We start from the raw sequence: 14,903 nt of genomic DNA on the forward strand, positions 1-14,903 counted from the left end.
CCGTTTCTCATCCAGCCATAACAAGAGTCCGAGGTTGATCTGGGTAGAGATTGGTTGGGTTGGCAATAGGGCGGCCTGCGCAGCCGTCAACCAGCGCAGCAGGCCGCCCGGCGTTTCCAGCAAGGGCTTGCGCGTAGGCCTGCGGCGTCAGCCAGCCGAGCTTCGAGTGCGGTCGCCGTTCGTTGTAGTCACGCCGCCAGGCCTCGAGCACCGCGCGCGCGTGCGGCAGGGATCGAAACAGCGTCTCGTTCAGCAGCTCGTCACGCAGGCGCCCGTTGAAGCTCTCATTGAAGCCGTTCTGCTGGGGCTTGCCCGGCGCGATGTAATGCCAGCCGACGCCGGTGTCGTCGGCCCACGCCAGGACGGCGTTCGAGGTGTATTCCGTGCCGTTGTCGCTGACGATGGTGTCGGGTCGGCCCCGCTGCCGGATGACGGCGTCCAACTCTCGCACCACCCGAGCGCCCGACAGCGAGGTGTCGGCCACCAACGCCAGGCACTCGCGGGTGCAGTTGTCGATCACCGTCAGGATGCGGAAGCGCCGCCCGTCCGTCATCTGGTCAGAGACGAAGTCCAGCGACCAGCGCTGGTTGGCCACCAGCGGCAGGTCCAGCGGTCTCCGCGTGCCCATTGCTCGCTTCCGCCCGCCGCGCCGGCGCACCGTCAGCCGTTCCTCACGATAGATCCGCTGAACCCGCTTCTTGTTGACCGCATGGCCCTCGCGCCGCAGCAGGACGTGCAGGCGGCGGTAGCCGAACCGGCGACGCTCCTGGGCGAGGGCCCTCAGCCGGTCGCGCAGGGCGCCGTCGTCCGGGCGCGTCGCCTGATAGCGCACGCTCGTCCGATCGACGCCCAGAACACGGCACGCCCGCCTTTCGCTCATCTCGTAGGCGGCTTGCAGATGACCAGCCGCCTCGCGCCAGCCGGCGGGCGTCACCACTTTTTTCCCAGCAGGTCCTTCAGGGCCACGTTGTCCAGCATCGCGTCCGCCAACATTCGCTTGAGCCGGGCGTTCTCGTCTTCAAGCGTCTTCAGCCGCCGAGCCTCCGACACGTCGAGCCCGCCGAACTTGGCCTTCCATTTGTAAAAGGTCGCCGAGCTGACCCCGTGACGCCTACACACCTCCGCCGTCGTCACTCCGGCTTCCTGCTCCCGCAGGATCCCGATGATCTGCTCTTCCGTGAACCTTGATCGCTTCATTCTGTCCGTCCTTCGTTAGGGCGGACTCTAGCTATTCCTGGAGGAGTTTCAGGGGGTCACGTCAGGCGCGACGGCGGCCGAGCTGCTGAAGATCCCGGCCAAGCCGCAGGATCAGGCCCCCGAGGATTGGGCGCCGATCCACAAGGCGCTGGGCGTGCCCGAGGATCCGAAGGACTACCAGATCACCCTGGCCCCCGAGGCGGCGGCGGATGCGCCGGCGCTGGAAGGCGTGCTGCGCGAGCTGGGCGGCAAGGCCAAGTTCCAGCCGGCCCAGATGGCGGCCGTGATCGAGACGCTGAACACCCTGGGCCAACAGGCCGAGGCCGCAGAGATCGCTGAACGCGAAGCCGAGACGAAGACCGTCACCGACACCCTGAACAAGGAATGGGGCGCAGCGGCTGAAGGCAACAGGCGGGCCATCGGCAAGCTAATGCGCGACGCCCTAGGCGGACAGATCGACGAGGCGGCCCAGGCAGATCTGGAACGAACCGTCGGTGCCAACCTGACCCTGTCTCGCATTCTAGCCCATGCCATCGGCAAGATGGCCGAGCCTGAAGGCCCCGAGGGTGGATCGGCGGCGGTCGGCGGCAAACAACTGACCCCGGCGGCGGCTCAGGCCGCGATCAACGCCTTCCACGCCGATCAGGGCAAGATGGCGGCCCTGAACGACAAGAAGCATCCGCAGCATGGTGCGGTGCTGCAGGAGCGCGCCGGGCTGCTGGCGCAGGCGCGGGGAGAGAAACGGCCCGATCAGATCACCTGACCAGGCCGTCGTTAGTTACTTCTGAACAGCGAAAACGAGCAACTTCCACCGGATCGGCCCGGAGCCCGGCTGATGCTGGTGGTGGTTCTGCGGCGGCAAGGGATTTCCCTTGTTCGCCGCGATCTCGTCACCGCACACCGTGCATTCATAGATCCCCGACCAAGCGGGCTGTTCCCCAGGCGTCATCACATGATCAAACGCCTCGGCGTCGAGCTTGACGATCTTGTGCATGTATTTGGCTGAAGCCATATTACCATATCCTTATATGGTTGCCCTTGGCCGTTGACCGAATCTGTCACTGGAGTAAGCTCCAGGTGTTGTTGATGTCATCGGCCGCCGACCAAGGGCGGTTCATGAAAATGCCCGGCGCTTCCAACGGCGTCGGGCAATTCCAAGAATAACAGTGATTCGCGGCGTAGCGCTAAGATCCTTAACTTTTGGCCGCTTGACCCGGTCGCCAAATCAGTTCAGCGCATAGATATTCCCTTCCGCCGGAGACCGCGTTCCTGACGCGCCGGAGCCCGGAAGCGGCGCCACAGGCGAGCGCATCGCCAGGCACGCACGGCCCCCGGGCTGAGACTGCAGCCGATCAAACCCAACACTTGATCGAATGCAGGAGGGCGTGCGCCCATGGACTACTCCCAAATCACCCAGGCCGACGTTGACGGCTTCCGCGCCAACCTGAACATGGTGCCGCAGGTTCGCGAGAGCGTTTACCTGCCCCACGTGGACAGCGACCTGAGCTATTCCGAGCCGGGCAAGCTGTTCAACATCGACACCATCGGCACCTCGGACCCCAAGAAGGTCGATACCGTCGTGCCCGACAGCCCCGAGGGCCTGGTGGACATGGTCCGCCGCGTCGGCGCGTTCGAGAGCTTCCACGACGGCAAGTTCATCGAGAGCCTTCAGAAGGTCCACCAGCTGCAGGACCCGACCAACGAGGTCATGGCGGCCATGCGCGCCGGTAAGATGCGTGCGATGGACCGCAAGATCCGCGACAGCTTCTTCGGTTCCGTTCGCATCGGCGAGAGCGGCGAGAACACCCTGAACTTCCCGGGCGGCCGCGTCATTGGCGTTCAGTCGCGCAAGTATCTGCACGCTCAGGAAGGCACCGCCCTGCCCGCCGCCGGCAACGACCTGCCGTTGACGCTCGGCAAGCTGCTGACCGCTCGCGCGCAGATCCGTAAGGGCCGCGTGCTGAGCGTCCTGCCGGGCGCCAAGCTGAAAATCGCGGTGCGATCGGAAGACATCAGCCAACTGCTGACCACCATCCCGGTGACCAGCGGCGACTATCAGACGGTGCGCCGTCTGGAGAGCGGCGAGATCAACAGCTTCCTGGGCTTCGAGTTCGTCATCGACGAGGACGTCAATCCGAAGGCGGGCGCCGCCGGCGTGTTCATCCTGCCCGTCTGGGTCGATCAGGCGATGAAGTATCGCGCCCGCGAGATCCACACCGCGACCATTACCCAGCGCGGCGACAAGTCGATGCGCCCCTACGCCTACTATGAGACCGAGCATGGCGCCCTGCGCGGCTGGGACGAAGGCGTGGTCGGCATCGAAGTCAAGGATCTGGCCTAACCCTGAGCCGGGCCGGTCCTGACGGATCGGCCCACCCTTCTTTCCCGCCCTGAGCGGCGGCGCGGACCCGAGAGGCCGCAGGATGACAAGGAACGAACCCCATGGCCCGCTTTATCGGTGCAATCCTCGGAGCCGCCCATGCCGCCGCCAACGGCGCGGCCGGCTCGCTGGTGGACCCCTTCTTCAACAACGGCCGCGTCGCCCGTATCCTGGGCGACTACTGGACCGGCGACGCCGCCCAGAACGACGTGGTCTCGCTGGGCTATGTCGACTGGAGCACCCGCTTCGACGCCCTGTCGACGATCGAGTTCGACGACTTCGGCACCGCCATCACCCTGGATGTCGGCGTCGCCTCGAATACGGCGAACAGCGGGGCTGGGGCGGTGGCCTGCCTGGTCAACGCCCAGGACGTCGCCACGGCGGCCGGTTCGGCTTCCCTGCTGAAGTCGGTGGCGATCACCAACCGTCACAAGCCCCTGTGGCAACTGGCCGGTTACGCCTCGGCCCAGGCAGCCCGGGACGCCACCGCGTCCGATGGCGGCCGCGCCGAACTGATCGCCACCCTGAAGGGCGGAGATCCGACGGCGGGAACCCTGTCCTGGCGCGTTTACGGCAGCCCGCAATAAGCGGCTGCTGATCCCTTCCCCGTCCCGGCCGTGCTGCTCAATCACAGACGGGACGGGTTGAAACCGAAGGCGGGAGGATTTGAACCCCTCTCGCCTTCGACGCATCTGGAGATACCCTAATGAGCGCAGCCGCCACCCTTCTGGTCAACGGCGCCCTGGTGCAGCTGGGCGAGGACACGGTGCAGTCCGTGGAACTGGACCCGCCGCCCGCTCGCCTGGTGAAGATCCTGCCGCACCTTCAGCCCGCGATCGACGCGGTGCTGGTCAAGTATGGCTGGCTTTGCGCGCTCGACTATCATGAGCTGGAGCCGTCCGGCCTGGTTCCCGGCAACTGGAAGTATCCGACCGCCTATGTGGCGCCGGCGGGGGTGCTGCGGTTCTGGGAGGTGGAGCGGGCCAGCGGCTGGGAGCGCGGCGTCTGGGTCCGCGACGACGGCGCCACCCAGCCCATCCTGCGCGCCAAGACCGGCGGGCCGATCCGGGTCAGCTGCGTAATGCGCCGGGCCGCCGACGCCCTGGACGCGAACGTGCGCGACGCCGTGGTGTTCGAGCTCGCGGCGCGGGCGGCGCGGCCGATCGGGGGGTCAACCGAACGGGCGCTGGAGCTGCGCAAGATCGCCGACGAGGCCGTGCTGTCGGCCATGGGCACCGACGGGCAGGATAGCCGCGCGGACGAGGCCATGTTCGTGGACCGCGTCGGGGCGTTGAGGGCCAGCGCGGCTTAAGTCCGCCCCCCATTGGGGCGCGGCCAGTCTGCGCTCATGAGACAGACAGGCTGGCAGCAATCTTTCAACGTTGGCGAGCTGGGGCCGGACGGCTGGTCGCGCTCTGACTTGGCGCAGTTCTCCAAGGGCGTCATCCTCGGCTACAACATGATCGGTCGCGTGGTCGGCCCGACCGGACGCCGCAACGGCACCTGGTTCGTGGGCCTGCCCAAGCACGCGGATCGGCGCAGCCGCCTGATCCCCTTCCGCCGCAACAGCGGCGACGCCCTGGTGCTGGAGTTCGGCGACGCCTACGTGCGCGTCTGGACCGTGAACGGCGCGCCCGTCATGAACGGGGGCGTTCAGGTCGAGTTCGCCAGCCCCTACGGCGCGCACCAGCTGGACGGCATCCTGCCGCGTCAGTCCGGCGACGTCATCTTCCTGACCCACCGCAACAACCTGAGCCCGCGCATCCTGCGCCGGGCCTCGAACACCAGCTGGACGTTCGACGGCCTGCCGATCTTCAACGGCCCGTTCCGCGCCGAAAACGGCGACGGCGCCCATACCCTGAGCCTGAACGGCACAGCGCTGACGGCCAGCAAGCCCACCTTCCAGCCCGGCCACGTCGGCAGCTTCTGGCGGCTACGCCAGAACAACGGCAACCCGGGCGTGCTGAGCTGGGAGCCGGAAGAAGATCCGATCCCCGGCGGGGCGCAGAGGCTGTCGAACGGCCGCGTCTATGGCCATTCCGGCGGATCGAACAAGGCGGGCAATACGCCGCCGGTGCATACGGCGGGGGCGGTGTCGGACGGCAGCGCCGTCTGGACCTATCTGCATGACGGGGCGGTCAACGTCTATGTGGACGCCTACGTCAGCCCGACGCAGGTCGCGGTGACGCCCTGGAGCGGCGTGCCCGACGGCCTGAACACCGGCACGAGCAGCTGGGCCGAGGGGGCCTATTCCGACTATCGCGGCTGGCCCAGCGCCAACCCCGCCGTGCGCGAGGAGCGTCTGGCGCTGGCTGGCAATCTGGGCGAGCCGGACGTGATCGACCTGACCCGCACCGCCGGTTTCTCGCCGGGCGGCCTGGATTACACGGCGGGGCTCGGCACCGGACGGGTGGTGGACGACGACGCGGTGCGCCGGATCGTCGGCGGCGACCGCGACCGCATCGTGTGGATGGCGGGGTCCACCTTCCTGATGATCGGCACCACGGACGGCGAGTTCGTGGTCTCGGGCGGGTCGCTGGACGAGCCGATCACGCCCGCCGGATGCGTCGCGCGGCCCATCGGCGAGTTCGGCAGCGCCGACGTCATGCCCGCCCTCGCCTTTGGCGGGGTCCTGTTCGTCGCGGCCGGGGGCGAGACCCTGCGCGAGGCGCGCATGGAGCAGGACCAGTCCATGGCGCGCAGCGACCTGAGCGTCATGGCCTCGCACATCGCCAGCCGGGGCATGGTGGAGCTGACCTGGCTGAAGCAGCCGCTCAACCTGTTGTGGGTGCAGCTGGCGGACGGCGGACAGGCCAGCATGACCTATCACGCCGAACAGCAGGTCCTAGGGTGGAACCGCCACGGCGTCGCGGCGACCCAGACGCCCACCGATGACGAACCCTTGGGCGGCGGCATGGTGCTGGAAAGCAGCTGCGTCGTGCCCGGCTATCGGGGGCGTCCGCGCCTCTTCATGATCGTGCGGCGCGAGAAGGACGGCGTGACGCAGCGGATGATCCTGCGGATGGCGGAGCCGGCCGACAAGCTGTTCCTGGACGCGGCTGAAGTTTACGCGGGATCGCCCGTCAATGCGGTCTCGGGATTGGATCACCTGAAGGGCGAAGCCGTGACGGTGATGGCGGGGACCGAGGCAGCCGCTGCCTCGGTCCCCGGTCGAGGCTGGGGCGAATATCGCAACCGCACGGTGGACACCGCCGGGGCGGTGACCCTGCCCGAGACGGTGACGGCGGCGCGGATGCAGGTCGGCCTGCCCTATCTGAGCCGGTTCGAGGGCCTGCCGCCCGAGTTCGCCGGGCCGGGCACCACGGCCGGGCGCAAGGTGCGCTACACCAAGGTCGCCGTGACGCTGGAAGCCGCCATCGCCGAGGTCGGCACCACGGGGCTGGAAGGCGACGCGGGCACGGACCGCCTATTGAACCGCGCGCCGGGCGACGTTGGGGGTCCGGTCGTCAGCCGGACCGTCTGGACGACGCCCGTTTTGGGCGGAGCCGAGACCGAGCGGCGCGTCTTCATTCAGACCGACAGCGGTTTCGACATGGTGATCCACACGCTGCGAGCGCTGGCCGATGTCGACTGACGGCAAGCTGACGCACCGCTGCGGCCTGACCCTGCGTCGCTACTCGCCCTCTGACCCGACGCGGATCCAGGCGCGGGCCGATTTTGCGCGCGAGCAGGCGCTGGCGGGCGATCCCCTGATGGGCCTCGACCAGCCAGGCGGCCTGTGCTGGACCCTGACGGCCGGGCCGGGGAAATGGGACCGGCCGCTGGCCTGCGGCGGGCTGGAAGGCCTGGGGCACGGCCGTTGGAGCGGCTGGCTCTACGCCTCGGACCTGAGCCCGCGCGGCTGGGCCATGGTGGCGCGGGCGTTCCGGCTGATGATCGCCGAGACGAAGGCGCGGCGGGTGGAGATGGCGGTCAATGCCGCCCCCCTGCCCGGCCTGGGCTGGGCCGCGCACGGCTACGCCGAGGCGCTGGGCCTGGCGCGTGAAGGCGTGATGCGCGGCTGGGGGCCCAGCGGCGACGACTATGTTCTCTATGCAGGGGTGTTCGCATGAGCGGCATGTTGGCGACCGGCCTGGCGGCCGCCGGAAAGATCGTGGGCGGCTTCGCGGCCAGGAAGGCGGCCCGGGCGCGCGCGCGCGCTGACCAATGCGGCCAGGAACGCGCGGCAGGAAGCCGGGGTCGCGGCCTCGATCGCGCTGGAAGACAGCGACCGCGTCGGCGCCCGGGCGGCCACGCTGGCGGCGGCGTCGGGCGGCGGGGGATTGCAGGGCTCGGCCCTGGCGGTGATCGACGATCTGGCGAGGCAGGGGCTCGCGAACGCGCGCCAGCAGGTCAGAAACGGCCTTAGCCAATCCGTGGCCCTGCTGAACGACGCCACGACGGCCAAGCGGCAGGGCAGCCTGGATCTGTTCGCCAGCTTCGTGGACGCCGGGTCCACCGTCCTGGGTCAGATGGGATCCGACGCCCAGAACCGGCGCAGCGGCGATGCGGCCAAGATCGCCGCGCAGATGATGAAGGGCGGCTGAGATGGCCAAGCTACCGCAGGCGCTGGACATGCAGCGCCCCAACGGCGCCATGTCGTCAGGCCAGGCGCTGGATTTCAGCAGCCTGGACCGCGCGCTGCAGGGCGCCGCCAAACAGGTCGAGCGTTTCGATGAGGCGCGTCGCGCGGCGGACGACAAGATCGCCGGCCACGTCGTCAGCGAGTTCGCCAACAAATACACCGCCGCCGCCGCCGAACGCTGGGCGGCCTATGACGGTCGCACTGCGGGACAGGACACGGCCGAGATGGCGCTGTTCGATGCCGACAGCGCGCCGCTTCTGGCGCGTGAGGACCTACCCGACGGCGTTCGCGAAGCTGTGCGGCGTCAGGTTTCCGACCTGCGCCAGCAGACCCTGACCCGCGTCACCGCGACAGCGTCCCAGATGCGGGCGGAGCGCTTCGCCTCTGACCGCGACGCCAACGAAAACGCCGCCGCCCAGCGCCTGGTGCAGGACGGCATGGTTGAATGGCAGGAAACCGAAGCCGAGATCCGGCGCTCGGGCGCGGACCTGACGGCCGCCCTGATGCCAGCGTGGGACGGCTTCGTCGAGAAGATGCTCCAACCCCACCCGCCGGCTGTCCGCCAGCGCGCCGCCGCCATCTTCGAGCGCCAGCGCGGTCAGCTGGTCATGGGCGCGCTGCGGGAGCAGGAGGCGAACGCCGAACTGCAGACCCGCCAGAACAGCACAGCCGCCGCCAGCCAGTTCGTGAACCGGGTCCGCCGGGATCCGGCCCTGCTGGCGAACGGCACGGCCGAGTTGGGCGAGATCGCCGCCTCCCTGCCCCATGCCGCGCGATCGGCTTTCATCACGGAGTGGATGCAGAAGGCTGGCGCCGCCCAGCTCGAAGCCCGCATCGAGGGCGGTCAGGCCGATGCCGTCGAAGCGGACATCGCCGCGGGCCATTACGACGGGCTTCCGCCCAGCGTGCTGGAAGCCGCGCGCGCCAGCGTAAAACACGCCCAGTCGGTGATGACCGAAGAGAAAGCCTTCGCCATCGCCAACGCGCAAGCGCGCCACCTTCAGAACCTCGCGGCCATTGCACGCGGCGAGGAAGCGGACGACAGCGTCATCGCCGAGGCCCGCGGGCTGGTGAAGCCCGAAGAGCTGGTCGGCATGCTGGCGGAACAGCAGGAGGCTGTCCGTCTGCGTCCGTTCATCCAGGACATGCGGAAGATGGACGCGGCCCAGGCCGAGCTGGAGCTTCAGCGTCTGGAAGGCCTCGCCACCACCCAGGCCGCGCGCAACGCCCTGGCGGCCGTGCGACGCGAGAAAGACGCCGACTTCGGGCTGCGTGGAACCGACCCGGCCGCCTGGGCGCAGACGCCCGCCGGGCGATCCGACAGGATGCGGACGGCCGTCGCCGCCGCGTGGGCCAACGTCAAGACCAACCCGACGCCGGCCGCCGCCCAGGACTATGCGGCGCGGGCTTTGAGCGTCCAGGCCGAAGCGGGCATCGCCGACGCCAACCGCCGCCTGATCGATCGCGCCACGGCCCGCGACATGGTGGCCGGGCTGGACGCGCCCGGCGTGGACGTCAGCGCCAATATCCGGCGTCTGGCCCAGTTCGCCGACGCCTTCGGGCCGCATCGCGCCCGGGTGATGGTGGAATTGAGCCGGGCGGGCATGACCCCGCGCGCGACCGGCGCCCTGATGCACTACGCCGACCAGCCGCAGGTGCTGGAGCGCTATGCCGCCGGTCTGGCGGCCACGCCCACGAGCGACGAAAAACAGAGGGTCGAGCGCGAAATGCGGACGGTCCTGGGCGACTACGAGCGCACGATGGCCAGCGGCGTCGGGCTGGACGCGACCAAGGCGGCCGTGCGCACGGCGGCGTTCGGCTCGCTGGCGCGCGGCGAGAACGTGGCCGACGCGGTCAAGGCCGCGGCCGATCCGATCATCGGCGACTGGGCCTACGGCAAAACCTTCGCCGTTCCTCGCAGCGCCGGGGTCAGCGTCCGCACTGTAGAAATGGCGGGGAACGCCAGATTGCGGCGTGTGATGGAGAATGATCTTTCCGGGCTCAGGACCCCCGTGGCCCCGGGCTACACGAGAGAGCAAAGCCAACGCCGGTGGCGCGACGTGATCGAGCAGGGTGACTGGGTCACCAAGCCGGACGAGACGGGGATCATCTACATGATCGACCTAGGCAGGGGGCCGGAACCTTTAGTGCAGAAAAACGGAACGCCGCTGGAAATGCCGTGGTCAGCCGCGACCATTGAGGCGCGAGCGACACGGGATCAGATGCTGCGCGACAGCATCTCACAGCCGCTGGGCCTGTAGACAGTCCACCCCCCATTCGGGCGCGGCCAGATTGAGCGCCATGAGCGATCCCTTCCGCGTTCTCGCCCCGCCCTCTTCAGAGGATGACGCCGCCGCGCTTTTGCGCACCGCCCCCGCCTCTCGCGACTTCGGCCGCGAAGCGGTGGCGGACATGTCGCGCCTGACCGGCTCGGTGCTGAGCGGACTGAAGGCGGATGACCGCCGAGCCTTTGACCGGCAGCGCGAGCGCGTTTTCGGCGAGGCTTTCAGCAACCGCCTGACCGCCGAGGAGGCCACGGCCGAGTTCGGTATCGAGGGTCGCCTCAAGTTCGACAAGCCCGTCAACCGCAATATCGCCGCGTGGCGCCGGGACGAACATCAGCGCGAAATGTTCAACCAGGAGGTCGCGGCCTCGGCCGATCTTTCGATTGCCGACACGATCGGGGCGTCCCTCGGCGGGTCTTTCACCGATCCGATCCAGATGCCGCTGTTCATGCTCGGCGGCGAAGGCGTTCTGTTCCGCAGCGTCGGCGGCAGCGTCGTCTCGCGCGGGGCGGCCGCCGCGCGGGCGGCGGCCGTCGGGGCTCTGGACGGCGTCACGGCCAGCGTGGGGCTGGAAGTCGTCGACCAGACCGTCAAGCGCGCCGCCGACCGCGAGGCCCCTGTCGGCCAGTCGGTCGCCAACGTGGGCCTGGGCATGATCTTCGGCGCCGGGATCGGCGGCGTTGCGGGTTCGCTCGCCCGTCCGGGCGCCAGCGCCGCCCCGCGACGCGTCGGCAAACCGGCCGCCGTGGACGGCCGTGTCGAGGCCGAGGCGCGTCGGCGCGGCTTCGATCCGGCCGTCGCTGTGCGCATCCGCCAGTTGGAAAACGGTAGCGGCGACCCGCAGGCCCGGCCGATCAAAAACGGCAAGCGGTTGTCCAGCGCCCACGGCGTGTTCCAGATCACCGACGGCACCTGGACCGGCCTCGGCGGCGGCGATCGCAACGACGTCGGCCGCCAGGTCGAACTGGGGATCGAGAACCTGGTGCGCGAGCAGGCTGGCCTGCGCCAGGCGCTGGGCCGAGAACCCGAGGGCTGGGAGATCTACCTTGCCCACCAGCAGGGCCAAGGCGGCGCGCGTGCGCTGCTGGCCAATCCGGGCCGCGATGCGATCGCCGTGATGACCGAGGTGCTGGAGAAGGCCAACCCGGGTCGTGGCGCCCAGCTGGCGCGCAAGGCGGTGCTGGACAACGGCGGCCGCGAAGGCATGACGGCGGCTGACTTCGCCGGTCTTTGGCGGGCAAAATTCAACGCCGACGGTGCCGCGCCGCGTTCGGCCGCCGTGCTGGAGCCGATGACCCCCAACGAGCGCGCCGGCAGCCTGCTCACCGCCATCGACGCCGTCGCCCGTGACGAGCCCCTGGACCTCGGCCCGCTTCTCGCCCGCAAGGGACTGGCGGCCCTGGACGAGGCCGACGCCCTGCCGAGCGTGCGCGGCCGGTTTCTGGAAAACGATGTAGCCGTGACGCGGCGCGGATCGGAAGTGCCGGTCCGCTTCGCCGTGGTCGAGCTGCAGGACCTGAAGACCAGCCACAGCGACGACCTGACGCCCGTCGCCGACTATCCGGCCGTGCTGCAGCCGCGCGACCGATCACGGCCCGGCAGCCAGTCCGAAAACTACCAGCTTGAGGCTGACCTAAACCCGTCCCTGCTGATGCGCGACAAGTCGGCCGGCGGCGGCGCGCCGATCATCAGCCCGGCCGGACTGGTCGAGTCCGGTAACGGCAGGGCCATCGCCCTGCGCCGCAGCGCGGCGACCGGCACCGAAGCCTGGAGCCGCTATCAGACCGAGCTGAAGCGCCAGGGCATCGACACCACGGGCTTTGACCAGCCGGTGCTTGTGCGCATGCGCGCCGAGCCCATGTCGGGCGCCGAGCGGGCCGATCTGGCGCGCGAACTGAACCGCAGCTCCACCGAAGCCTACTCGCCCGTCGAGCAGGCCCGCAGCGACGCCCGCCGCATGGACCGCGACCTCTTGCGCGCCATCGAGGGCAACGACGTCTTCGCCGCCAGCAACCGGCCCTTCACGCGCGGGTTCATGGCGCGCGTGGCCGAGGGCGACGCCAACGCCCTGACCGACGAAGCGGGAGCTCTGAACCTGTCGGGACGCGCGCGGATCCAGGCTGCCCTGACCCACGCCGCCTATGGCGACGACACCCTCACCGCCGCCGTATTCGAGACCGGCGACGAGACCATCCGCGCCATCGGCAAGGCCCTGGCCGACGCCGCCCCCGCCTGGGCCAGGATGCGCGCCGACGCGCCCGAGGGGCTGGACTTGACCGGCAACCTGGTGTCCGCCGTCAACCTGGTGCGCGAAGGGCGCCGCAGCTCCCTGGGCATAAAGGGCTGGATGGAGACCCGGCTTCAGCAGCGCGACCTGTTCGGGGGCGAAACCGTTAGCCCTGAAACCGAAACCTTCCTGCGCCTGATGTTCCGCGACGATGCTTTCAGCCGTCCCCGCGCCGCTGGCGCGATCGCCGATGGCCTGAGAGACTATGCGCGCCGCGCCGCCGACACCCCGGCCGGTGCTGACCTTTTCGGAGTTGTGCCCGATGGCCGACAATTTCTCGCAACCACCCTCGACTACCTCCGGCGCCTTGAAGGCGACGGATCTCGGGGCCTCGCCTACGCCGGCGGCGCCGAACCTGCGTGGACGGGTCGATCGCTTGCGGATCCTGTCCTCGATCTTCGACAACCTCAGCCAGAAGGGCGAGACGCCGGAGGACAGGGCGTACGACCAGAAGGTCAGCCAGAGCCTGTCGACGCTGGCGGAGGATCTGGAAAACGGCAGAAAGTCGTAGGCCCGCAGCCCCTGCCACCGGAGATCGCGGCGGACCCGGAGCTGCGCGCCATCCTGGACGACACGGAAGCCCTGGCGCGCGAGGCCGGCATCGACGTACCGGACTTCGAACCCGCCGACCGGCCCGAGACCTGGGCGGCGGCGATCCGGGCCGCGGCGATCTGCCTTGCCGGTTGAGGCCTACGTCCGGAAGCGGCGTAGCTGGATGACGATGTTCGGCCATGAAGATCAAGCCGCCGCCCTCCGTCATCCCTGCCATCATGCTCATGCCGGATCAGATCAGCTTCGACTGCGGAGCCTGCGAGACGACCCATATGCTGACGCGCGGCCTGGACTTCATCGAGGACCGGGCGGGCGTGTGGCGACTGAAGGAACAGCCCGGCTACGAGTGCGATTGCGGCGCGGTGCTGGTCGGCGACTTCACTCTGAAGGCGGCGGAAGGAAGCCCTGCTCCGTCAGATACTCCGTCGCAATCCGACGAAGCGCTTCAGGCCGCGACATCTCAGGCGCGCCGATAAGCGGTCCGACCTCGGCCGACCATTTGTCGACGGCAGCCATCAAGTCCGGTGGCGTGCGAACGCCGACCAACACCGCGCCGATACGCGGCCGGCCCCGTTTTCTGTTAACAGCTATTGACCCACCCTCCATAACTGCTAACAGTTATAGCGAGCCGAACCGGGGCGGCAACCCCGGAACGGCCCTCACCACCACCCACGATCCAGCGGAGATCGACATGATGACGGCTGCCCCGGCCTCTACCACGCCCTGCCCTGTCGCGGAACTCGCGCACGACGCCATCCAGCTGGTGCGCCAGCTCAACCGATACGACCAACATAACTGCTCCGATCTGTGGGATCGGACGGCGTCCCGACTGGGGGAGCTGGAAGACGCGGCGTCGCTGATGACCGCGCGGAGTTCCCAGGGCTTCTTCCTGCAAGCCTGCGTGGCGCTGGCCGAAGTCGGAGTGCTGGAGAGCCTGGCTTCAGGCGCTGAAGCCGCGGCGGCCTATACCAAGGCGAGGCGCACCCTGGAACGCGTCGCGCTTGCCCACTTCACCGACGACCTGTCGGTGCTGGCGGATTACTATCTGACCTTCGCGTTCAAGGACGCGATGACGGCCTGATGCCTCGGCCCCGCCGCAGTTTTGAACAGGTCGAAGCTGACTTTTGGACGCGTGTCGATAAAAGCGCTGGCCCGGACGCATGCTGGCCTTGGCTCGGAGCAGTCTATCGAGCGGGCTATGGGAAGGCGACAATCCGTATTGATGGCAAACTGAAAACGCTAACTGCGCACGCGCTTGCATTTATGTTCACCAGCGGCGTTCACCAGCGGCGCGAGGATGGCAAGCTTGTCCGGCATAAATGCGACAATCGCCCCTGCTGCAACCCAAGGCACTTGCTGGCCGGAACGCCCCGTCAGAATTCCGGCGATGCGGTTTCTCGCGGTCGAATGGCGCGCGGCGAGGCCGCAGGCAGGAGTAAGCTGACATCGGCCGGCGTCGGCTCGATCCGGCAAAGCTATATCGCGGGTGAGAGCGTTAGCGACCTGGCCAGACATTTCGGCATATCGCGCCGAGCAGTGCGTTTCGTTGTTACGCGCCGCACATGGAAGCACGTCCATTAGCTGTCCGCCCTGAGGTCAGGCGCGCCTAGCTTCCTG

The 14,903-nt window shown here is 68.7% G+C and carries 13 protein-coding genes; 11 read left to right on the forward strand and 2 right to left on the reverse strand.

Going from position 1 to position 14,903, the window contains the following annotated elements; translation table 11 throughout:
* Window positions 1-7: 7 nt before the first annotated feature.
* Window positions 8-1,197, reverse strand: a protein-coding gene (locus tag ACR9FL_RS11470; RefSeq protein WP_134581407.1) for an IS3 family transposase whose coding sequence is annotated in 2 segments (ribosomal slippage) — window positions 8-945 and window positions 945-1,197 — 1,191 coding nt in all. Because the reading frame shifts where the segments join, the coding sequence is not laid out codon by codon here.
* A 154-nt stretch (window positions 1,198-1,351) separates the two neighbouring features.
* Between ACR9FL_RS11470 and ACR9FL_RS11475 the strand changes: the two genes are divergently transcribed.
* Window positions 1,352-1,960, forward strand: coding sequence for a hypothetical protein (locus tag ACR9FL_RS11475; protein WP_436355669.1), 609 nt, complete (start codon window positions 1,352-1,354; stop codon window positions 1,958-1,960).
* A 15-nt stretch (window positions 1,961-1,975) separates the two neighbouring features.
* Here ACR9FL_RS11475 and ACR9FL_RS11480 read toward each other — a convergent pair whose 3' ends face one another.
* Window positions 1,976-2,209, reverse strand: a complete 234-nt coding sequence (locus tag ACR9FL_RS11480; protein ID WP_436355670.1) for a hypothetical protein — start codon at window positions 2,207-2,209, stop codon at window positions 1,976-1,978.
* A gap of 381 nt (window positions 2,210-2,590) precedes the next feature.
* On the opposite strand from ACR9FL_RS11480, the gene ACR9FL_RS11485 reads away from it, so the two are divergent.
* From ACR9FL_RS11485 to ACR9FL_RS11530, 10 genes are all read left to right on the forward strand, one after another.
* Window positions 2,591-3,538, forward strand: a complete 948-nt coding sequence (locus ACR9FL_RS11485) for a phage capsid protein (protein WP_436355671.1) — start codon at window positions 2,591-2,593, stop codon at window positions 3,536-3,538.
* Between the two features lie 101 nt (window positions 3,539-3,639).
* Window positions 3,640-4,164 (forward strand): hypothetical protein, encoded by a 525-nt coding sequence (locus ACR9FL_RS11490; protein WP_436355672.1) that lies wholly within the window; start codon window positions 3,640-3,642, stop codon window positions 4,162-4,164.
* Between the two features lie 119 nt (window positions 4,165-4,283).
* Complete coding sequence (locus ACR9FL_RS11495; protein WP_436355673.1) at window positions 4,284-4,889, forward strand: hypothetical protein; 606 nt, start codon at window positions 4,284-4,286, stop codon at window positions 4,887-4,889.
* Window positions 4,890-4,925: 36 nt separating this feature from the next.
* On the forward strand, window positions 4,926-7,172 hold the full coding sequence (locus ACR9FL_RS11500; protein WP_436355674.1) for a hypothetical protein: 2,247 nt from the start codon (window positions 4,926-4,928) through the stop codon (window positions 7,170-7,172).
* Entirely contained in the window at window positions 7,162-7,650 is a 489-nt protein-coding gene (locus tag ACR9FL_RS11505; protein ID WP_436355675.1) for a hypothetical protein, read from the forward strand. Before ACR9FL_RS11500 ends, ACR9FL_RS11505 begins: the two co-directional genes overlap by 11 nt.
* A gap of 210 nt (window positions 7,651-7,860) precedes the next feature.
* Window positions 7,861-8,124 (forward strand): hypothetical protein, encoded by a 264-nt coding sequence (locus ACR9FL_RS11510; protein ID WP_436355676.1) that lies wholly within the window; start codon window positions 7,861-7,863, stop codon window positions 8,122-8,124.
* A 1-nt stretch (window position 8,125) separates the two neighbouring features.
* Entirely contained in the window at window positions 8,126-10,423 is a 2,298-nt protein-coding gene (locus ACR9FL_RS11515) for a hypothetical protein (protein WP_436355677.1), read from the forward strand.
* A gap of 40 nt (window positions 10,424-10,463) precedes the next feature.
* Window positions 10,464-13,421, forward strand: a complete 2,958-nt coding sequence (locus ACR9FL_RS11520) for a hypothetical protein (RefSeq protein WP_436355678.1) — start codon at window positions 10,464-10,466, stop codon at window positions 13,419-13,421.
* A 44-nt stretch (window positions 13,422-13,465) separates the two neighbouring features.
* Window positions 13,466-13,762: a hypothetical protein gene (locus tag ACR9FL_RS11525; protein ID WP_436355679.1), complete on the forward strand. Its 297-nt coding sequence runs from the start codon at window positions 13,466-13,468 to the stop codon at window positions 13,760-13,762.
* Window positions 13,763-13,977: 215 nt separating this feature from the next.
* Complete coding sequence (locus ACR9FL_RS11530) at window positions 13,978-14,367, forward strand: hypothetical protein (protein ID WP_436355680.1); 390 nt, start codon at window positions 13,978-13,980, stop codon at window positions 14,365-14,367.
* Window positions 14,368-14,903 lie beyond the last annotated feature (536 nt).

The sequence above is a fragment of the Brevundimonas sp. CEF1 genome, from assembly GCF_051353055.1.
Taxonomy (GTDB): Bacteria; Pseudomonadota; Alphaproteobacteria; order Caulobacterales; family Caulobacteraceae; genus Brevundimonas.

What these genes read in the sequence shown, in the direction of transcription:
- ACR9FL_RS11515 (WP_436355677.1), top strand. Translation starts at nt 8,126, where the DNA reads ATGGCCAAGCTACCGCAGGCGCTGGACATGCAGCGCCCCAACGGCGCC.
- ACR9FL_RS11530 (WP_436355680.1), top strand. Translation starts at nt 13,978, where the DNA reads ATGATGACGGCTGCCCCGGCCTCTACCACGCCCTGCCCTGTCGCGGAA.
- ACR9FL_RS11500 (WP_436355674.1), top strand. Translation starts at nt 4,926, where the DNA reads ATGAGACAGACAGGCTGGCAGCAATCTTTCAACGTTGGCGAGCTGGGG.
- ACR9FL_RS11485 (WP_436355671.1), top strand. Translation starts at nt 2,591, where the DNA reads ATGGACTACTCCCAAATCACCCAGGCCGACGTTGACGGCTTCCGCGCC.
- ACR9FL_RS11525 (WP_436355679.1), top strand. Translation starts at nt 13,466, where the DNA reads ATGAAGATCAAGCCGCCGCCCTCCGTCATCCCTGCCATCATGCTCATG.
- ACR9FL_RS11480 (WP_436355670.1), bottom strand. Translation starts at nt 2,209, where the DNA reads ATGGCTTCAGCCAAATACATGCACAAGATCGTCAAGCTCGACGCCGAG.
- ACR9FL_RS11495 (WP_436355673.1), top strand. Translation starts at nt 4,284, where the DNA reads ATGAGCGCAGCCGCCACCCTTCTGGTCAACGGCGCCCTGGTGCAGCTG.
- ACR9FL_RS11520 (WP_436355678.1), top strand. Translation starts at nt 10,464, where the DNA reads ATGAGCGATCCCTTCCGCGTTCTCGCCCCGCCCTCTTCAGAGGATGAC.
- ACR9FL_RS11505 (WP_436355675.1), top strand. Translation starts at nt 7,162, where the DNA reads ATGTCGACTGACGGCAAGCTGACGCACCGCTGCGGCCTGACCCTGCGT.
- ACR9FL_RS11490 (WP_436355672.1), top strand. Translation starts at nt 3,640, where the DNA reads ATGGCCCGCTTTATCGGTGCAATCCTCGGAGCCGCCCATGCCGCCGCC.